Here is a 19,339-nt window from a genome sequence, read left to right as displayed (position 1 = left end):
CCGTCTCGTGCGGTATGCGCCGCACGTGGTTTCCCGGCGGACCGCGGCCACACCGGCTGTCCGCAACGGGCGGCCTGTCCGCACCGGGCGGTCTGTCCGAAGCGGGCGGCGGGGAGCAGACATGGCGCCGTCGGGCCCGGCGAGTGACGATGGAACCCGAGGGGGAGTCGCAGAAGGGATCACGGCGGCCATGGTGGGTGACATCAGCGACGAGCTGCGCGCGCGGCGCGAGGGCGAGAACGGTCACTGCTCGATGCCGCACACGGCCGACACCCGTCTGCAGGCCTGGGGCACCACCCGGGAACAGTGCCTGACCGAGGCCGTACGCGCCATGGTCGAGGCCTTCGCCGATGTGTCCGAGGCGCACCCCACCACGATGGAACGGGTCCGTCTCGCCCCAGGAGACGACGCGGACCTGCTGGTCGCGCTGCTGGACGAGGTGGTCTACCGGCTCGAGGTGACCGGCCGGATCCCCGTCGACGTGGAAGCGGAGCCCACCGACGACGGCGGGCTGGCGGTACGGCTGTCGCTCGCCGACCTGGCGAACGTCACCGTCATCGGTGCAGCGCCCAAGGGTGCCTCCTGGCAGGAGCTGCACATCGGCCCGGACGCGTACGGATGGTCCTGCACGGTGATCGTGGACGTGTGACCGCACCCGCGCACCCCTGCCCGCCCGGGCACCCGAAGGCCACCGGTGTCAGCCCTTCACCACCCCGAGCGGCACCAGCCGGGCCACCTTCCGGCACAGCCCCGCGCCCTCGCTCGCGGCGACGACGGCGTCGACGTCCTTGTACGCCTCCGGTGTCTCCTCCGTCAGACCGCGCCAGGACTTCGGGCGCGCGGCGATGCCGGCGTGCCGCAGCCGCGCCCGCAGTTCACTGCCGGTGATGCTGCGCGCGGCCTGATGACGGCTCATGGTGCGGCCCGCACCATGGCAGGTGGAGTGGAAGGCGTCGCCCCGGTCCACGCCGGCGAGTACGTACGAGGCCGTGCCGAGGGTGCCGGGGATCAGCACCGGCTGTCCGAACTCCCGTATGTCCTCGGGCAGTTCGGGATGTCCGGGCGGGAAGGCCCGGGTGGCGCCCTTGCGGTGCACGCACAGCCGCCGCCGCTGACCGTCCACCGGGTGCGTCTCGATCTTGGCGAGGTTGTGGGAGACGTCGTACACCAGCGTCAGCCCGGTACCGGCGGCGCGCCGGAACACGCCACGCGCCGCGTCGGACAGCAACTGCCGGTTGGCCCGGCCGTAGTTGGCGGCGGCGGCCATGGCCCCGAGATAGTCCCGGCCCTCGGGCGAGTCGACCGGCGTGCAGGCGAGCTGCCGGTCGGGCACGGAGATGCCGTAGCGGGCCATGGCGCGGTCCATGAGCCGCACATGGTCGGTGCAGATCTGGTGTCCGAGCCCGCGCGAGCCACAGTGGATCATCACGCACACCTGGCCCGGCCCGATCCCGAAGGCGGCCGCGGCCGGGCCGTCGTACACCTCGGCAACCTGCTGTACCTCAAGGAAGTGGTTGGCGGAGCCCAGGCTGCCCACCTGGCCGAGGCCCCGCTCCCGGGCCCGCTGCCCCACCTGGGTCACGTCCGCGTCGGCGACCGCGCCGCCGTCCTCGCAGCGCAGCAGGTCGCGTTCCTCCCCGTGGCCCTGTTCCACGGCGTAGCGGGAGCCGCCGTCCAGCAGCCGCCCCAGCTCTCCGGGGCCGGTGAGGCGCCACACGCCGCCGGGACCGGCCCCGCGCGGAATCGCCCGGTCCAGGCCGTCCATCACGGCGGTCAGCACGGGCCGGAGCGTGTCGCCGTCGCAGTCGGCGGCCAGCAGCCGCACCCCGCAGGAGATGTCGAAGCCGACGCCGCCCGGCGAGACCACCCCGCCGGCGTCCACGTCGGTGGCGGCGACACCGCCGATGGGGAAGCCGTACCCCCAGTGGATGTCGGGCATGGCGTACGAGGCGGCGACGATGCCGGGCAGCGTGGCCACGTGCACGACCTGTTGCAGGGACTGCTCGGCGTCCCGGAGCAGCTCCCGGGAGGCGAACACGACCCCGGGCACCCGCATGCCCGCGTGCGGCTCGATGCGGTAGCGGAAGGAACGTTCCTCGACCAACTCCATCGCGGCCTCCGCCCCGGCCCGGCACGCCCTGGGTTCACTGCCCGCGCAGCGCGGCGAGCACGTCGTCGTCCGTCAGCTGCTCGAAGTCCTCGTACCACTCCCCCACGGCCAGGAACACGGTCGGCCGCTGCAGGCAGAGCACCTCGTCGGCCTCGCCGCGCAGCAGTTCGGCCGCCTGCGGCGAACACACCGGCGCAGCCAGCACCAGCCGCTCCGGCGACTGCCGGCGCAGCCAGCGCAGCGCCGCCCGCGCGGTCGCCCCGGTGGCCACCCCGTCGTCCACCACGATCACGGTACGGTCGCGCACCTCGGGCGCGGGCCGGCCCTCCCGGTACCGCTGCTCCCGGCGGTGCAGCTCGGCCCGCTCCCGCTCCACCGCCTCCTCGAGGCCCTCCTCGGTCAGACCGAGTTCGTCCAGGGTCCGCTTGTCGAACAGCGGAGGATCGTCACCGGCGACCGCCCCGACGCCCAGCTCCTCCTGGAACGGCGCGCCGATCTTGCGTGCGACCACCACGTCGAGCGGTGCCTCCAGCGCCCGCGCCACTTCGCGGGCCACCATCACCCCGCCGCGCGGCAGGGCCAGCACGACCGGATGCGTCAGTGCCCCCGCCTCCTGCCGGATGCGCAGCCGCTCGGCCAGCTCCCGGCCGGCGTGGACGCGATCATGAAACCGCATGCCCAGTCGACTCCTTCCACATCTGCGCCGTGCTCGTCACCGGGCCACGACGTGGGGTCGTACGACGGCTCGCGCCCGGCAGGTGCGCCTGCTCGCACTCGGACGACCGGACGGACACGGGTCACCTCCCTCCGGCGCCCCGGCCGGGTACCCGGACAACACCGCCACGACACGGGACACGCACCGCCGTGTCCGCGGCCTCGGGAGCTCGGCCGACGAGCGGCAACGCCCGCGGCGGCAGACGGCGGCCGCGCGGACGAGCGACGAGTATGGAACGGAGGAGCTGAGCGATGGCACGCATTCTCGTCGACGGGGACGACGTGGTCGTACGCCTGTCGTGGTGGCAGAGGGCGGCCGCCCGCCGCGGTGACGTGCGGGTGCCGCTGGCGGCGGTGTGCCGGGTGACGGTCGAAGCCGCCTGGTGGCGCGCCCTGCGCGGAGACCGGCAGCGCGGCACCTGGATTCCCGGCGGCTGGTCCATCGGCACGCGCGGCCACGCCGGCGGCACGGACTTCGTGGCCCTGCGGCCCGGCAGACCCGCCGTCGTCCTGGAACTGCGGCCCTCGGCTCCCTTCCGGCTCCTCGCGGTGTCCGTACCGGACGACGACGAGGCGAGGGCCACGGCCCAGCGGCTCGGCCGTACGGCGCCGAGGATCGACACCTCCACGCGCTACCGGCAGCCGGTTCCGGTTCCCGAGGAGACCTCCGGCGGGAGCGCCGCCCGCCCCCTGCCCGGGGGCGCCGAGAGGCGCCCGCGCGAAGAGCGTGCCCCCTGATCGACGGCGTCCGGGACGTGCCGCTCTCCGCGGTTGCAGGGCTGGTGGTCCACCGGCCGTGCCGTCACCGGCCACCGACGGCACGCAGCAGGTGGTCGCGGACGCGGATCACGTCCGGGTTGTCGGGAACGCCCGGTCGCTCGACCAGGTAGCCGGTGTTGATCGGAGGGTCGTCGGGCTCGTGCAGGGGGACGAGGGCACCGGAGGCCAGTTCACCGGCGCACAGATAGCGGGGCAGCACGGTGAAGCCCGCGCCGGCGACGACCGCGGCCTTGACTCCGCGCAGGTCCGGCACGGTGACGGCGGCGGGGCAGGAGAGCCGGCGGCCGAAGACGTGCCGCCAGTAGCGGCGGGCGATGGGCAGGTCCTCCGCGTACGTCACCAGCGGAACCGAGTGCAGGACCGAGGGGCCCTCGGCGGCGAGCGGCTCCTTCAGCCGCTCGGCCCACGCGGGCGCCGCCACCAGCACGAACTCCTCGTCCAGCAACGGCACCGCGGACAGCGTACGGCCCCGGGGGCGGAGTGTGGCGATCACCAGGTCGTGGCGGCCCGCCCGCAGCTCCTCGAGCAGCGCGTCGGTCAGACCCGTCGCCACCCGCAGCCGCACCCCGTCCGCCACGAGCGGCGCCAGCGCCGGCAGCACGCCGGTGCACAGGAGCTCGGCGGGACCGGCGAGGTGCACCGGCTCGGCCGTACGGCCCTCCGCAGGATCCGGACCGGCCACGGCGGCGAGCAGGTCGAGCCCCGGCGCGACCCGCACCGCCAGCTCGTCCGCCACGGCCGTCGGCGCGACGCCTCGCGGCAGCCGTTCGAACAGCTCCCGCCCCGTCTGCCGTTCCAGGGTGCGCATCTGTGTCGTCACCGTGGGCTGCGACAGACCCAGCAGCTGGGCGGCGCCGGTGAACGAACCCGACCGGTACACCGCGAGGAACGTGCGCAGCAGGTTCAGATCGAGGGGGTTATCGCTCACGCATCCAATGTAGCCATAGAAGTTCCAATGTCTGCCATTGGAGTCCTCATTGGAAACGAATGGCTGGGAGCCCTACGTTCGAGAGCGAAATCTTTCTCCCCTCCCGGAAGAAGCACCATGTCGAAGATCCTCTTCGTGATGACCGGCGTCGACCACTGGACGCTGGCCGACGGCACCAAGCACCCCACCGGCTTCTGGGCCGAGGAGGCCGTCGCCCCGTACGAGGCGTTCAGGGCAGCCGGTCACGAGATCGTCGTCGCCACGCCCGGCGGCGTCGTCCCCGCCGTCGACCGCGGCAGCCTCGCGCCCGAGGTCAACGGCGGCCAGGAAGGCGCCGACCGGATCGCCGCCGTCCTCGCCTCCATGGCCGAGATCGAGAACCCGATCCGGCTGGAGGACGTCCGCCTGGACGACTACGACGCCGTCTTCTACCCCGGCGGCCACGGCCCCATGGAGGACCTCGCCGTCAACGCCGCCTCCGGCCGGCTCCTCGTCGACGCGCTGGGCTCCGGCAAGCCGCTGGGCGTGGTCTGCCACGCCCCGGCCGCGCTGCTCGCCGCCGAGAAGGGCGACGGTTCCAACGCCTTCGCCGGTTACCGGGTGGCCGCGTTCACCAACGCCGAGGAGACGCAGGCGGGCTTCGCCGACAAGGCCAGGTGGCTGCTGCAGACGCGGCTCGAAGAGGCGGGCGTCGACGTCCAGGCCGGCGAGCCGTGGGCGCCGAACGTGGTCGTCGACCGCAACCTGGTCACCGGGCAGAACCCCGCCTCCTCGGCGCCGCTCGCCGCCGAGCTGCTGAAGAAGCTGGGCTGAACAGCGAGCGCCGGCCGGCTCGACGAGGCCGGTCAGCGCTCTGCCCGCACGTCCGCGACAAGCGCGACCAGGTCGATCACGGGCCGGACCCCGGGTGCTCGTGCGCTGTAGGGTTGAAACCGAACGTCAAGTTCAACACTGACAACTCCCCCGTCGAGCAGGGCGCGTTCGCTCGGGGGATCAGCCGATTGGCGGTGCGCCGGCACATGACGACGAAGGCCTCACTCGCCGACTGGGAGCGTCTGGAGTCGCGTGATGTCGCGACCAACGGCATCACACTGCGCGTCTTCGAGCACGGCCGGCACAGGGCCGGCACACCGCCGGTCGTGCTGTGCCACGGGTTCCCCGAGCTCGCCTTCTCCTGGCGCCATCAGGTCTTCGCCCTGGCCGAGGCCGGGTACCGGGTCCTCGCGCCCGACATGCGCGGCTACGGGGGAAGCTCACGGCCGGGGGACGTCGAGGCGTACGACGTGCTGAAGCTGTGCGGGGACCTCGCGGGTCTCCTGGACGACGTCGGCGCCGAGGACGCGGTCTTCGTGGGACACGACTGGGGAGCGAACGTCGTGTGGCACATGGCCTGGCTGCACCCCGAACGGGTGCGTGCCGTGGCCGGCCTGAGCGTCCCCGTCACCCCGCGCTCCCCCGTCCCGCCGCTGCCCGTCCTTCGCTCGCGTCTGGGCGACGACTTCTACATGGTGTGGTTCCAGGAGCCCGGAGTCGCGGACGAGGCCCTGGCGCGGAACGTCCGCCGGACGCTCGTCGCACGGGAGATCTACTCCGCCGAATGGGCGTCGCGCGACGAGACGGAACTCCCGCCCCCGCCGTGGCTCAGCGAGGAGGAGTTGGCCCATTACGTCAAGACGTTCGAGGAGACCGGCTTCACCGGTGGCCTCAACTACTACCGCACCATGGACCGCAACTGGGCGCTGACCCGGGAACTGGAGGGCCGCCCCATCACGCAGCCGTCCTTCTTCCTCACCGGCTCCCGGGATCCCGTCGCCATGTTCATGCCCGCACAGCACCTCGGTGCCGTCCTCACCGACCTGCGCGAGCACGTCGTCCTGGAAGGCGCCGGTCACTGGGTCCAGCAGGAGCGCCCCGAGGAGGTCAACGCCGCGCTCCTCCGCTTCCTCGGCTCCTGCATCGGCTTCCCAGGCACCGGCTCCTGACGGCTCCCGGCAACCCGGATCACCGACATCACCCGTCGTGGCCGGTCAGCCGCTCAGTACTTCTTCGCTCCGGCCGTGATCGCCTGCCGTATGCGGTGATAGGTGCCGCACCTGCAGACGTTGCGGATCTCGTCGAGGTCCGCCTCGGTGATCTCGCGACCCTCCTCGCGGGCCTGGCGGACCTTGGCGACGGCGGTCATGATCTGACCGGGCTGGCAGTAGCCGCACTGCGCGACGTCGTACTCCAGCCAGGCCTCCTGCATGGGATGCAGGTCGCGGCCGACGGTGGCGGGCAGGCCCTCGATGGTGGTGATCTCGTCGTCGGCGCCGATGTCCTGCACCGGCACCGAACACGGGTTGAACGCCTTGCCGTTGATGTGGCTGGTGCAGGCCTGGCAGACGCCGAGACCGCAGCCGTACTTCGGCCCGGTGACGCCGAGGACGTCTCTGAGCACCCACAGCAGCCGGACGTCGTCCTCGATGTCGACGGTCACCCGCTTGCCGTTGAGGATGAAGGTGTGTTCGGGCACGTGGTCTCCTAGAAGGCGCGGTCGAGTCCGTCGGTGGGGGACGCGGGGATCGGCGGCGTGGTGGGCAGCGGCTCGAAGCCGAGCGGCCCGGCGTGGTTGATCGGGAAACTCGTCGGCATGGTGCCCGTGGCCCGGCCGTAGGCGCAGGCCACGGCGGCGGCCGCACCCGCCACGGCGAGCTCGCCCGCACCGCCGGGCTCCCCGGTGGTCGGCGGCATGACGACGATGTCCAGCTCGGGCGGGGTGTTCCACTGCCGGGTGTAGAAGTAGTTGTCCCAACTTCCTTCCAGGAAGTGGCCGTCCGCGAGGTGGAGGCCGGCGCTGAGGGTGATCGCGATGCCGTCCATGATGCCGCCCATCATCTGCGCCTCGAGGCCTCGCGGGTTGACCGCGAGACCCACGTCGACGGCGCACACGACCTTGGTGACGCGGGGACCGGTGCAGGCGTCGCGGACCGTGCGGCCGGTGGTCTCCGGCCGGCAGTCGATCTCGGCGAGGACGGCGACGCAGGCGTGGTACTCCGGATGGAGCGCGATGCCCTGCGCCGTCCCGGCGGGCATGCTCCGCCCCCAGTTCCCGGCCTCGGCCACCTTGTCGAGGACGGCCCGCGCCCGCGCGTCCTTGAGGAACTCCCGGCGGAACCGGTACGGGTCCTTGCCCATCCGCCTGGCCAGCTCGTCGACGACCAGTTCCTGCGCACAGCGCACGTTGGGCGAGTAGATGTTGCGCATGGAGCCGGTGTTGAAGCCCTTGTCGGTCTCGCCGAGCAGCTGGGTGACGACACCGAAGTCGTACGGCGTCTGCTGGCTGAGCGCGAAGATCGTCTCGGAGAAGGTCAGGTCACCGACGGGCAGCCGCGCCGCCTGCGCCGTGATGATCTCGCCGACACCGTGGCCGAAGTCGGTGGCGACGGAGGTGTGCCGTTGGTCGTAGGTGAGCACCTGGCCGAGCGCGTACGTGGCGCGCACGCGCGAGGTGGCCATCGGGTGGGTGCGGCCCTGCCGGAAGTCGTCGGTGCGGTGCCACATCAGCTTGACCGGCTTGCCCATCGCCTTCGAGACCTCGGCGGCCTCCGCGGCGGCGTCGTGGAAGAGCTTCCGGCCGAACGAACCGCCGCCCTCGGTGACATGGACCTTCACCGCGGAGACGGGCAGCCCCAGCTTCAGCGCGATCTGCTCCTGGGCGACGACCGGGGACTTCAGGCTTCCCCAGATCTCGGCCGAGTCGTCTCGTACGTCGGCGACGGCACAGTTGGTCTCCAGCGCGCTGTTGCTCGCGAAGTGGAAGGTGAACCGGGCGTCGACCGACCTGGTCAGCAGGTCCAGTGCGGGAAGCGGGAGTTCGGCCTTGCGGAGTTCGTCGCGGATGGTGTCGTCGCTCTGCGCGTCGGCCGTTCCAGGACCCCAGGAGACCTTCAGCGCGCGCACGGCGTCGATGCACTGACCGAACGTACGGCCGCGGACGGCGACACCGGTGGAGACGGCCACGACATCCGTGACGCCGGGCATCGCCCGCACTTCGGCGAGGTTCTCCACCGCGCGCACGGTGCCGTTGATCGTCGGGGGCCGGCACACCATCGTCGGCAGGGCGTCGGGGATCTGCAGGTCCATGGCGAACGTCTTGCGCCCGGTCACCGCTTCCCGCGCGTCGATACGCCCCCGCGCGGTGCCGATGACCTCGAACTGCGCGGCCCCCTTGAGCTCGGCCGGGACCTGACCTATCGTCACCGATGCTGCTTTTCCGGCGAGTTCACCGTAGGTGAGGCTGCGACCGCTCGACGACGAGGTGATGACCCCGGCCTTGGCGGTCAGGGTGTCCAGGGCCTCCCCGAGTTCCAGGGCCGCCGCCCGCAGCAGCCGGCCCCTGGCCACCGCGGCGGCCACCCGGATCGGTGTGAAGGTCGAGATCGTGGTGTTGGAGCCCCCGGTGAGCTGGTTGAACAGCAGCTCCGGCCGCGCGTCCGCGAGCATGACCCGGATCCGGTCCAGCGGCAGGTCCAGTTCCTCGGCGATCAGCATGGCACTGGACGTCGTGATGCCCTGCCCGACCTCCGCGCGGGGCAGCGCGAAGGAAGCCGTGCCGTCGCTGTCGATCCGGATCGTGATCAGGTTCGCCGTCGGCAGTGCCGCATCGGTGAGCATGTCGTTGAGGTCGTAGATCTCCGCCGGACCGGGCACGGAGGGCACGACGGCCGCCGCCTCGTCCGGCGCGAGCACGGCCTCACCGAGTTCGGCGGCCACGGTCAGCGTCGAGGCGGCCAGCACATACCCGAGGAATCTCCGCCGCCCCATCCCGGCCGTTCCGGGTACGCCGTCCATACGATCTCCTTCGATCCGCCACGACTTGTGCACATGCCCGATCCGCGCGACGCCGGTGAGACGCGCCGCCGGTGATTCCACCTCTCGCCACCGGTTTCGGCCATAGGCAGGGGGCGGGAAAAGGCGCCGCGGGACTGTGCCGGCGCACAATCCCCCGGACTACACTGCGCCCGTGACGACGCAGCTGAGGGCCGCCGACCGGGTCGTCGAGCTGGTCGGCCGCCTGCTGACCGAGGTGGACCGGCTCGCGCAGGACCTCACCGACGAGATCCTCGGGGGCGAGCACTCGTACGCCGAGAGCACGCTGATCGGCCGGGAACAGCTGCGCGTTGTGGTGCGGGACAACCTGTCCACGCTGTTCGCGGCGCTGCAGGGGCGGCCCACGACGCTCGAGGCACCCCGCGCCGCCGGCCGGCTGAAGGCCGCGCAGAGCATCCCGCTGGCCGCACTCCTGCACGCCTACCGGCTGGCCGGCCGCTTCGTCTGGGACCGGCTGCTCGCGACCGCCGTGGACGAGGAGAGCACGGTCCAGCTGCTGCACATGGCCTCCGACATCTGGGCGGCCATCGACGACTACTCCAGTGCGGCTGCCGACGCCTACCGGGCCGCCGTCGAGGAACAGTCGCGTCGCGACACCACGGCCCGGAGCACGATGCTCACCACCCTGCTCGACGGCAGGGCCGGCACCGGTGCGAGCGCGTGGGAGATCGCGCGCGTGCTGGACCTCGACCGGCAGGGCCCCTTTCTGGTGGTCTGCGCCGAAGTCCACGACGGGGTCGAACCACTGCCCAGCGTGCGCAGCCGCCTGCGTGCCGCCGGAATCGGCTCCGAGTGGATTCAGCCGATAGGGTCCTGGGTGGGCCTGCTGTCCCTCCCGAACGAACAGGCCATCACGCATGCGGTCGGCCGGCTGTCCGACATCGCGCTGTCCCGTGTCGGGGTCAGCCGCGCCTTCACCTCACCCGTGAAGGCCCCGGGGGCCTGGCGGCAGGCCCAACTGGCCGTGCAGTGCCTTCCGTACGGCACGGGCGGTACCCATCTGTACGGCAGCGCACCGGTCTCGCTCCTGGCGGCCGCGTCCCCCGACATGGCCGAGGAAGTCGCCCGGGCGGTTCTCGGCCCCCTCCTCGCCCTGCCCCCGCGGGAACAGGCCACCCTGCTGGAGACCCTGCACGCCTGGTTCGCCTGCGGCGGATCGACGACGGCGGCGGCCGGCCGGTTGCACTGCCACCGGAACACGGTCCTGTACCGCCTCAACCGCATCGCCGAACTGACCGGCCGCCGCACCACCGACGCGGAGTCCTCCGCCGAGCTCTACATCGCCCTCGAGGCCGTGCGCCTGAGCGGCCGGCCGGGGTCACCCGCCCCGCACTGACCGCTCCCGGCGCCCGGGCGCCGGGACCGCACGCCCCCCTGTCTCAAGATCGCCGGTAACGGGAGGCCGGGTGCGCGGTCGCTTCTACGATCGGTTTCCCGCGTGCTCCCGGAACAGAAAGCTGAACCAATCTGATGGACGAGCGAGTTGTCATCGTGACCGGCGCCGGCTCCGGCATCGGCGAGGCCACCGCCCGGTTGCTGCGCGAGCAGGGGCACCAGGTGGTGGTCTCCGGGCGCCGGGCGGAACCGCTGCGGCGGCTTGAGGAGGAGACCGGCGCACTGGCCCACCCGTCCGACGTGGGCGACCCCGACGCCGCCGAGGGCCTTGTCCGTACGGCCCTCGACGCGCATGGCCGACTGGACGGTGTCGTGCTCAACGCGGGCATCGGACGCGGCGGCACCGTCGGGAACCTGTCGCCGGCGGACTGGGACGAGGTGATGCGCACCAACGTCACCGGCCCGATGCTGCTGCTGCGCGCGGCGATCCCCCATCTGGTCCGGGCGCGGGGCGCGGTCGTGGCGGTCGCGTCGGTGTCCGCCCTGCTCAACGGCCCGGGCAATGCCCCGTACGCCGTGTCCAAGGCCGCTCTGCTGTCGCTGTGCCGTTCCGTGGCCGTCGACTACGGGCGCGCGGGGGTGCGCGCCAACGTGGTGTGCCCCAGCTGGGTGAGGACCGAGATGGCCGACCGGCGCATGGCGCGTTTCGCCCGGGAAGCGGGTCTGGGGGACGGCGGTGTGGACTCCGCCTACGCGGAGGCGACCAGGCCGCTGCCCATGGGCCGGCCGGGCGAGCCGCGTGAAGTCGCCGAGACGATCGGCTGGTTGATCTCCCCGGCGGCGTCCTATGTCAACGGTGCGGTGCTCACGGTCGACGGCGGGGCGACGGCCCTGGATCCCGGGACCCTCGCGTTCGACTTCCGCATCGCACCGCGCACCGACGCGGACCTGTGACACCGGCGGGGTCACCCCCTGGCGTGTGAAAAGCGAGTGCGCGTGTTCGAGCCGGTGAGGTACGTTCCTGCGTGTTCGAAGGGGGAGCCGAAGTGGCGAAGTTGAACCAGATCATCGCTGTCGAGAAGGGTGTCAAGAGCAAGTCGCTCCAGGACATCACCGCGGCGCACCACAAGGTGCAGAAGCCGGCGTTGCTGGCCGGTATCTCGCGTACGTACCAGCCGAAGGACGAGGAGGGCGAGCAGCTGCCGCCCGAGTCGACGCGGGTGCAGGTGCAGGCCGAGGACGTGCTCCGGGAGATGTCCGCGTCGCTCACCCGGCTGTTCGACGTGACCGCCACCAAGGACTGGGCGAACTGCACGGCCCGCGCGGACGTCACGGTCGACGGCCGGACGATCCTCGCCGACGTCCCGGTCAGCTATCTCCTCTTCCTGGAGAAGCAGCTGACCGACCTGCACACGTTCGTCAAGAAGCTTCCCACCCTGGACGCCGCCGAGTCCTGGTCGCACGACCCGTCCACGGACTGGTGGAAGACCGACCCGGTGCGCACGATCCGCACCAAGAAGGTCCCCCGCAACCATGTCAAGGCGGAGGCGACCGACAAGCACCCGGCGCAGGTCGAGGTGTACTACGAGGACGTCCCCATCGGGTACTGGACGACCGTGAAGTTCTCCGGATCGCTTCCGGCGCGGCGCGTGAACGAGCTGGTGGAGCGGGTCGAGAAGCTCCAGCAGGCGGTGAAGTTCGCCCGCGAGGAGGCCAACGGCACCGAGGTCACCGACCAGCGGGTCGGCGAGGCGGTGTTCGGCTACCTGTTCGGCTGACACCGGCCACGGGTAGCATCCACGATCGCCCCCGCGTGCGAGCGCGGGGGTGCGCAACAGGCGCGAGCCGGATTGAGGCCTGGTTCGCGTGATGAGCGCAAGCTGACACTGAAGTTCAGCCTGAAGACACGGTGACAGTGAAGGTTCGAGTCCTTCCCCCGGCACAGCGCCCGCAACGGGCCGGGGTGGCCCAACATGGCAGAGGCAGCCGTGATCAGTCTCAGACTCTCGCTCCAGTCTCAGCATCGCCGCCGATCGCCGGATCGACGGGGCCGGACGAACGCCGTCGGATGCGAGTTCGACTCTCGCCTGCACCTCTCGCACGGTGCGGTAGTTCAAAGGAAGAACACGACGGCATGATGACTGATCCGTCCTCTTAAACGCCGCCGGCGTGCGCAATTGGGTGGCAACCCCAGGGGCCCGGGAGCTGGATACGACTCCCGGGCCCCGCCACGTTCACCGCCGCCGTCAGGTCTGTCCGTCGACGTCAGGGTTGAGCTCGGGCGATGAGCAGAGCGACGTCGTCCTCGCCACCGGGCGGCCGCAGGACCTCCAGGATGCAGTCGCAGGTGTCTTCCAGATCGTGGCCACGTGTCGCGGTGAAGGCGTCGAGCAGGGCGTCCAGACGGGCGTCGATGGGTTCGCTTCGGGTTTCGACCAGGCCGTCGGTGTAGAGGGCCAGTTCGTCGCCGGGACGGAAGGCGATGGTGGCGGCTTCGAAGGGGACCCCGCCGACGCCCAGCGGTGCGCCGGTGGGAAGGTCGAGGAGCCGTGCCGGGTGGCCGACCCGCAGCAGGGCCGGGGGCAGGTGGCCGGCGAGGCATATCTGGCACTGGCCCCGGTGAGGGTCGTAGACGCAGTAGATGCAGGTGGTGATGGCCTGCTCGACGCCCTCGGTCAGGTGGTCGAGGTGCCGAAGGGCCTCGGCGGGCGCGAGATCGAGTTCGGCGAACGCGCGGGCGGCACTGCGGAGTTGTCCCATGGTGGCGGCGGCCTTGATGCCGCAGCCCATGACGTCGCCGACGACCAGGGCTGTTTTGTCCCCCTCCAGGGGTATGGCGTCGTACCAGTCGCCGCCGATCTCGTACGTGGCACCGGCGGGCTGGTAGCGGCAGGCGGCCTCCAGGCCCGGCAGGTGCGTCGGGGGCTCGGGAAGCAGACTGCGCTGGAGGGTGAGGGCCGTGTGGCGCTGGGCCTGGTATCCGCGGGCGTTGTCGATGCAGACCGCGGCCCGGGCGGCCAGCTCGGAGGCGAGGAGCGCGTCGTCGTCGTCGAACGGTACGGGGTTCCGGGTGCGTTTGAGGTCGAGGGCGCCGAGGACCCGGCCCCGGGCCATGAGCGGTACGGCCAGGTAGGAGTGCACCCCGGCCGTCGCGAGGAGGGCGGCGGCCTCGCCGTGGCGGGCGATGCGCCCGAGGTCCCGACGGGTGGTGCGGGGCAGCAGAACCGGTTGACGGGTGCGCACGCACTGGGTGATCAGGCGGTCGCTGTCGTAGGCGGCGACTCCCCCTGGCGGGTCGGCCGCGTGGAGGGCCTCGGTGGAGTGGGTCGCGCTGACGGCGAGTGCGCGGAAGACGGCCGGGCCCTCGTGGGGCGCGCCCCGGCCGTCGAGGGCGCTGTCGAGTATGTCCACGGCCGCCACATCGGCCAGGACCGGTACGACGACGTCGGCGAGCTCGCGCGCCGTGGTTTCCAGGTCGAGGGTGGTCCCCACGGAGGCGGAGGCCGTGGCGATCAGCGCCAGCCGTTGCCGGGCCTGTGCCGCCTCGGCGGCGGCGCGATGACGCTCGGTGACGTCGATGACGGAATAGGCCAGGCCCAGCACCCGTCCACCGGAGTCCTCCAGCCGGTAGTACGAGACGGACCAGGCGTGCTCGTGGTCCGGGTCGCCGGGGGGACGGCAGACGATCTGCCGGTCCACGACCGACTCGCCCGTCTCCAGGACACGGCGCAGACGTGCCTCGGGGTCCGTGTCCAGGAAGGTCAGGACCTCGCCGACCGTCCGGCCGAGACGCTCGGCGGCGCACTGACCGGTGATGCGTTCCAGGGCTGGGTTCACGGCCAGGTACCGCAGGTCCGGGTCGAGGATGGCGAGCCCTACCGGGGACTGGGACACCAGGCGCATGGCCAGGGCGGCATCCCGCTCGACCCGCTCCACGGCTGCCTGGTCCGCCGCGAGACCCAGGGCATAGGTGTCACCGAGGTCGTCCAGCAGCCGCATGTTGCGGAACTCCACCAGTCGCGTGCTGCCGTCCTTGTGCCGGATCGGGAAGGCCCCGGCCCAGTCGGTGCCGGACTGCATGACCTCGGCGAAGAGCTTGACCACCTCGTCCCGGTGTTCCTCGTGGACGGTCAGTTCAGCCGCGAACTGACCCAGCGCCTCCGCCGGGGTGTAGCCGAACAGTTCCTCGGCCTTCGGGCTCCAGAAGACCACCTGGCCCAGCGGGTTCAGCACCACCGCGGCGACGCTGAGCAGGTCGAGCAGGCCGCTGGGCGGCGCGGCGGAACCGGCCACCGACCGGCCGGGGCCTGCTCGGGACGAGTCCGTCGTGCCCATGGTTCTTCTTCCCTCCGCTCGGCGCCTGGGCTTCTGGCCCACCGGCGAGCGTGCTGCCTTCATCCATGGTCGTCCCAGACCGGCGGCCGAGCACGACCGAGCGGCGCTGCCACTGTGCAAAGCTGGAGTTGATCACGAGCACCGGGCCCCTCGGCGTCCCGCCCGGAGAACGGTGAGCACAGGTGAGTACAGGTGAGTGCCGATGACCGCGAAGCCCGCCGGTGACCCCGAGCCCAGATCACCCGTGACCGGCAACGGGCCCGCCGTCTCCCGTTGGGAGTTCGACGCGCTCTTCGAGGCGGTCCGCACATGGGGCCGCTGGACACCGGCCGACCGCGGAGCCTGGAACCGTGTGACCGCGGACCATGTACGGCGGGCCACGGCCGCCGTGCGGTCGGGGGTGGTCGTCCCCCTGGCGCTGCCCTGGAACACCCGGCCCGGCCCCGACAACCGCAGGCCCGCTCTGCACCACATGACCGATCTCGGTGACGTGGAGAGCCCGGAGCCCTCCACCCACAAGGACTTCATCGCCGCCGACTACCACGGCAAGGGTGTCACGCATCTCGACGCCCTGAGCCACATCGCCTACCGGGGACAGCTCTACGACGGCCGGACGGCCCGCGACGTCGTCGGCGCCGCGGGCGCCCGCTTCGGAGCGGTGTCGGCGCTCGGGGCCCTCGTCACGCGGGGTGTGCTCCTCGACCTCCCCGCCGTCCTCGGGATCCGCTGGCTGGAGCCGGGGCGGGCGGTGCACGCGCGGGACATCACCGCCGCGGAGCGGGCGCTCGGTGTGACGATCGGCGAGGGTGACGCGGTGCTGCTGCGGTCCGGGCACGTCCGCCGCCGCACGGCGCTCGGCGCCTGGGACCCGGACACGGCGAGCGCGGGCTTCCACGTGGACGCCGTACCGCTGCTGGCGGAGCGCGGCGTCGCGCTGCTCGGCGGTGACGGCGACAGTGATGTACGGCCCTCGCCGGTGGAGGGCGTGCACTCGCCGGTCCATGCCCTGGCCGTGGCCGCGATGGGGGTGCCACTGCTGGACAACCTCGACCTGGAAGCCCTCTCCGCGGCAACCGCCGAGGCCGGGCGGTATGAGTTCTTGCTGGCAGTGGCACCGCTGAACGTACCGGGCGGGACGGGCTCGCCCGTGAACCCGGTGGCGGTCCTGTGACGAACGGAACCAGCAGGTCATGCACATGAAGAATCAGAACCCTTTTAATCGTGACCATCGCCCCCAATGTCCGTATTCTCATTTATGTCAGCTTGGTTCCGGAAAGCGGACTATCGCGAGTGAGGCACAGCGTGGTTCGGTTCGACGGGGCACCGACTCCGGCGGGGCGTGCGGCAGACGGCACGGGACCCGTTCGTTCGCGTGAGCGTTTCCTGGAGGGTGGGGCGATCGAAGCGGGCGTGCGCACGCCCATCTCTCATTCATGGCAGCGATGCCGGTCCCTGGGGCTCTCGCCGGACCGGTCCGACCTCCCCTTCCGGGAGGACTTCGACACGGAAGCACGGATCATCCGCGCGGCCGTGCCGGTGCTCGACCGGCTGCAGTACAGGTTCGCCGGCAGTCACATGAACATCAGTGTCGCCGACGCGAGCGGAACGGTCCTCCTGCGCCGTTTCGGAGAGCCGTCCCTGGCCAGAAGCCTCCCGGCGATCCAGCGCCTGCCGGGGTTCGTGTTCGCCGAGCAGGTCGCCGGCACCAACGGCATCGGGCTCGCGCTGGCGGAACGGCAACTCATCCGGGTGTACGGTGCCGAGCACTTCGCCGAGCGCTCCCAGGCAAGTGCCTGCCGCGCGCTCCCGGTCCGCGACCCGCTCAGCGGCCGTATCGAGGGCGTCCTGTGCTTCGGCTATCCGCGCAGCTTCGACGACCCGGCGCTGGCCACCGTGCTGCGCAAGGCGGCGCGAGCCATCGAACGGCGGCTGCTCAGCCGTAGTTCCGCACGCGAGCGCGCTCTGCTGCGGGCGTATCTGGACGCCGAGGCCGAAGCCGCCGTCGGCGGGCAGCGCACCATCGGACTGGACGACCTGTCCCTCGGACAGCATCCCCGTGACCACGCGATCCTCATGGACAAGGCCACCGAGTTGATCTCCTGCGCGCAGCTGGCCGCCGTCCACGTCACCCTGTCCGACGGCCGGCGTGTCACGCTGCTGAGCCGTCCGATGACCAGTGCCACCGGGGTGGAGGGCCTGGCCATCGAGGCCGTCATGCCCGGCCCCGCACCACGGAATCCGCTCGGCCCGCCCCGGCGGCTCGACGAGTTGCCGGGCTTCCCCCGCGAGCCTGCCACCTCCCCCGTGGTCCTGACGTCGGGAGCCGTTCCCGTTGCCGCACGGGGCGAGGCCGCCACCGGCGGCGGCAAGGGTGTCGCACCGGTCGGAGCGGAAGCCGATCACGCCGCCGCCACGCGCCCGTCGAGAGGGCTGCTGCTCGTGGGGGAGCCGGAGGTGGGACGGCACGCGCTCGCCGCACGGCGCCGCCTGGAGCTGCTGTCCGAGGCCAGCACGCGCATAGGCACCACCCTGGACGTGCGCCGCACCGCCCAGGAACTCGCGGAGACGGCGGTACCGCGACTCGCCGACTACGTCACGATCGACCTGCCCGAGGCCGTACTGCAAGGCGAGGAGGCCGCCGACCCGCACGGCGACCTGCGCCGCGCGGTGGTCCACGGCGTCCGCGACGACTGCCCCTTCCATCCGGTCGGCAAGCAGGTCGACTACGGCCCGGCCACACCACAGCTGCGCTCCCTGACCGGCGGGGAGGCGGTGCTGGAACCGGACCTGACGGTCGCCGCGGGCTGGCTCGCCCACGACCCCGAGCACACCGAGGAGCTGCTGACCCACGTCCACTCCCTCGTCGCGGTCCCGCTGGTCGCTCGCGGGGTCGTCCTGGGCGTCGCCGCGTTCTACCGCGGCCGGGACCCGGCCCCCTTCGGCGACGACGACCGTTCGCTGGCCCAGGAACTCGCCGCCCGGGCCGCCCTGTCCATCGACAACGCCCGGCGCTACACACGCGAACGCACCATGGTGCTGGCCCTGCAGCGCAGCCTGCTCCCGCACGGGCTGCCCGACCAGGACGCCGTCGAGGTCGCCCATCGCTATCTGCCCGCCGAATCCGACGTGGGCGGTGACTGGTACGACGTCATCCCCCTCTCCGGCACCCGTATCGGCCTGATGGTCGGGGACGTCGTCGGCCACGGCATGCTCTCCGCCGCCACCATGGGCCGGCTGCGCACCGCCGCACGCAGCTTCGCCGAACTCGACTTCCCCCCGGACGAGGTCCTCACCCACCTCGACAACCTGGTGGGACGCCTGGACCGGGAGGACCCCGACGGAGCGGACATCATCGGCGCGACCTGCGTGTACGCCATCTACGACCCGACCACCCAGCGGTGCACCATGGCCCGCGCCGGGCATCCTCCCCCCGCGCTGGTCCGCCCCGACGGCACGGTGTCCTTCGCGGAGCTGCCCGCCGGGCCTCCGCTCGGCCTGGGGGGCCTGCCCTTCGAAGCGGTCGAGACCGATCTCCCCGAGGGCAGCCAGCTGGTCCTCTACACCGACGGACTCGTCGAGGCCCGGTACCGCGACCTCGACGGGGCCCTCGACCAGTTGCGCGAGGCCCTGGGCCACCCGGACCGCGCGCCCGAGGAGACCTGCCAGGTGGTCCTGAACAGCGTGGCGCCCGCCCACCCCTGTGACGACATCGCCCTGCTCGTGGCCCGCACCCGCGCGCTGGCCCCCGACCGGATCGCCACGTGGGACCTGCAGCCCGACCCGGCCCTCGTCGGCGAAGTCCGCGCCGCTGCCATGCGCCGGCTGGCGGACTGGGGCCTCGACGAAGCCGCCTTCGCCGCGGAACTGATGCTCAGCGAGCTGGTCACCAACGCCATCCGCCACGGCTGCGGCCCCATCCGCGTGCGGCTGCTCCACGACCGCACCCTGATCTGCGAGGTGTCCGACACCAGCAACACCGCCCCGCACCTGCGCCGGGCCGCCAGCACCGACGAGGGCGGCCGCGGCCTGTTCCTCGTCGCCCAGCTGGCACGGAGCTGGGGTACGCGCTACCTGCCCCAGGGCAAGGTCATCTGGGCCGAGTGCGGCCTCGACGGCGTCTGAGACCGGCGGCGCCGCTGGCCCGTTGGAGTCATGAAGAGCGGCGAATATCCAAAATCATCCAATATGCCCTTTGTTGGCCCACTAGGATCGGTGGCGACCGTTCAGTGGCGACAGTCGGGAAGAACTCGCCAGGCCGACCTCCGGAG

Annotated in this window: 15 protein-coding genes; 9 read left to right on the top strand and 6 right to left on the bottom strand. The window is 72.0% G+C overall.

The genetic code is table 11. The features are described 5' to 3' along the window. The first annotated feature begins 190 nt into the window (after positions 1–190). Positions 191–649 carry an archease gene (locus LMU33_RS22535; RefSeq protein WP_228622335.1) on the top strand — a complete coding sequence of 153 codons (459 nt, stop codon included), beginning with the start codon at positions 191–193 and terminating at the stop codon, positions 647–649. Between the two features lie 48 nt (positions 650–697). Here the strand turns inward: LMU33_RS22535 and LMU33_RS22530 are convergent, their stop codons facing one another. Together LMU33_RS22530 and LMU33_RS22525 are read right to left on the bottom strand one after the other, a co-directional pair. Continuing rightward, the gene (locus LMU33_RS22530; RefSeq protein ID WP_228622334.1) at positions 698–2,110 is read right to left on the bottom strand and encodes an RtcB family protein; all 1,413 of its coding nucleotides are present in this window, start codon (positions 2,108–2,110) and stop codon (positions 698–700) included. A gap of 34 nt (positions 2,111–2,144) precedes the next feature. Continuing rightward, positions 2,145–2,786, bottom strand: coding sequence for a phosphoribosyltransferase (locus LMU33_RS22525; protein WP_228622333.1), 642 nt, complete (start codon positions 2,784–2,786; stop codon positions 2,145–2,147). A gap of 290 nt (positions 2,787–3,076) precedes the next feature. Here LMU33_RS22525 and LMU33_RS22520 point away from each other — a divergent pair, with 290 nt between their 5' ends. Continuing rightward, a complete protein-coding gene (locus LMU33_RS22520) occupies positions 3,077–3,562 on the top strand; it encodes a hypothetical protein (protein WP_228622332.1) in 486 nt (161 codons plus the stop codon). Positions 3,563–3,626: 64 nt separating this feature from the next. Here LMU33_RS22520 and LMU33_RS22515 read toward each other — a convergent pair whose 3' ends face one another. Further along, positions 3,627–4,532 carry a LysR family transcriptional regulator gene (locus LMU33_RS22515; protein ID WP_228622331.1) on the bottom strand — a complete coding sequence of 302 codons (906 nt, stop codon included), beginning with the start codon at positions 4,530–4,532 and terminating at the stop codon, positions 3,627–3,629. 117 nt (positions 4,533–4,649) lie between these two features. Between LMU33_RS22515 and LMU33_RS22510 the strand changes: the two genes are divergently transcribed. After that, positions 4,650–5,345 carry a type 1 glutamine amidotransferase domain-containing protein gene (locus tag LMU33_RS22510; protein WP_228622330.1) on the top strand — a complete coding sequence of 232 codons (696 nt, stop codon included), beginning with the start codon at positions 4,650–4,652 and terminating at the stop codon, positions 5,343–5,345. A 206-nt stretch (positions 5,346–5,551) separates the two neighbouring features. Continuing rightward, positions 5,552–6,514, top strand: a complete 963-nt coding sequence (locus tag LMU33_RS22505) for an alpha/beta fold hydrolase (RefSeq protein WP_228622329.1) — start codon at positions 5,552–5,554, stop codon at positions 6,512–6,514. A gap of 53 nt (positions 6,515–6,567) precedes the next feature. Here the strand turns inward: LMU33_RS22505 and LMU33_RS22500 are convergent, their stop codons facing one another. Both LMU33_RS22500 and LMU33_RS22495 read right to left on the bottom strand, forming a co-directional pair. After that, positions 6,568–7,044, bottom strand: coding sequence for a (2Fe-2S)-binding protein (locus LMU33_RS22500; protein ID WP_228622328.1), 477 nt, complete (start codon positions 7,042–7,044; stop codon positions 6,568–6,570). Between the two features lie 8 nt (positions 7,045–7,052). Beyond that, positions 7,053–9,362, bottom strand: a complete 2,310-nt coding sequence (locus LMU33_RS22495) for a molybdopterin cofactor-binding domain-containing protein (RefSeq protein ID WP_228622327.1) — start codon at positions 9,360–9,362, stop codon at positions 7,053–7,055. A 172-nt stretch (positions 9,363–9,534) separates the two neighbouring features. Between LMU33_RS22495 and LMU33_RS41715 the strand changes: the two genes are divergently transcribed. The 3 genes from LMU33_RS41715 (at position 9,535) to LMU33_RS22480 (ending at position 12,514) form a co-directional block, all read left to right on the top strand. After that, a complete protein-coding gene (locus LMU33_RS41715) occupies positions 9,535–10,737 on the top strand; it encodes a PucR family transcriptional regulator (protein ID WP_228622326.1) in 1,203 nt (400 codons plus the stop codon). A gap of 131 nt (positions 10,738–10,868) precedes the next feature. After that, a complete protein-coding gene (locus tag LMU33_RS22485) occupies positions 10,869–11,690 on the top strand; it encodes an SDR family NAD(P)-dependent oxidoreductase (protein WP_228622496.1) in 822 nt (273 codons plus the stop codon). A gap of 92 nt (positions 11,691–11,782) precedes the next feature. Next, the gene (locus tag LMU33_RS22480; RefSeq protein WP_228622325.1) at positions 11,783–12,514 is read left to right on the top strand and encodes a DUF7873 family protein; all 732 of its coding nucleotides are present in this window, start codon (positions 11,783–11,785) and stop codon (positions 12,512–12,514) included. Positions 12,515–13,001: 487 nt separating this feature from the next. Here LMU33_RS22480 and LMU33_RS22475 read toward each other — a convergent pair whose 3' ends face one another. Continuing rightward, positions 13,002–15,071, bottom strand: a complete 2,070-nt coding sequence (locus LMU33_RS22475) for a SpoIIE family protein phosphatase (RefSeq protein WP_228622324.1) — start codon at positions 15,069–15,071, stop codon at positions 13,002–13,004. Between the two features lie 202 nt (positions 15,072–15,273). Here LMU33_RS22475 and LMU33_RS22470 point away from each other — a divergent pair, with 202 nt between their 5' ends. Continuing rightward, the gene (locus tag LMU33_RS22470; protein WP_228622323.1) at positions 15,274–16,242 is read left to right on the top strand and encodes a cyclase family protein; all 969 of its coding nucleotides are present in this window, start codon (positions 15,274–15,276) and stop codon (positions 16,240–16,242) included. 131 nt (positions 16,243–16,373) lie between these two features. After that, positions 16,374–19,193 carry a SpoIIE family protein phosphatase gene (locus LMU33_RS22465; RefSeq protein ID WP_228622322.1) on the top strand — a complete coding sequence of 940 codons (2,820 nt, stop codon included), beginning with the start codon at positions 16,374–16,376 and terminating at the stop codon, positions 19,191–19,193. The last annotated feature ends 146 nt before the right edge of the window (positions 19,194–19,339 follow it).

The sequence above is a fragment of the Streptomyces barringtoniae genome (genome assembly GCF_020819595.1).
Classification (GTDB): Bacteria; Actinomycetota; Actinomycetes; order Streptomycetales; family Streptomycetaceae; genus Streptomyces; species Streptomyces barringtoniae.
This window is presented reverse-complemented; position numbering and strand designations above follow the sequence as displayed.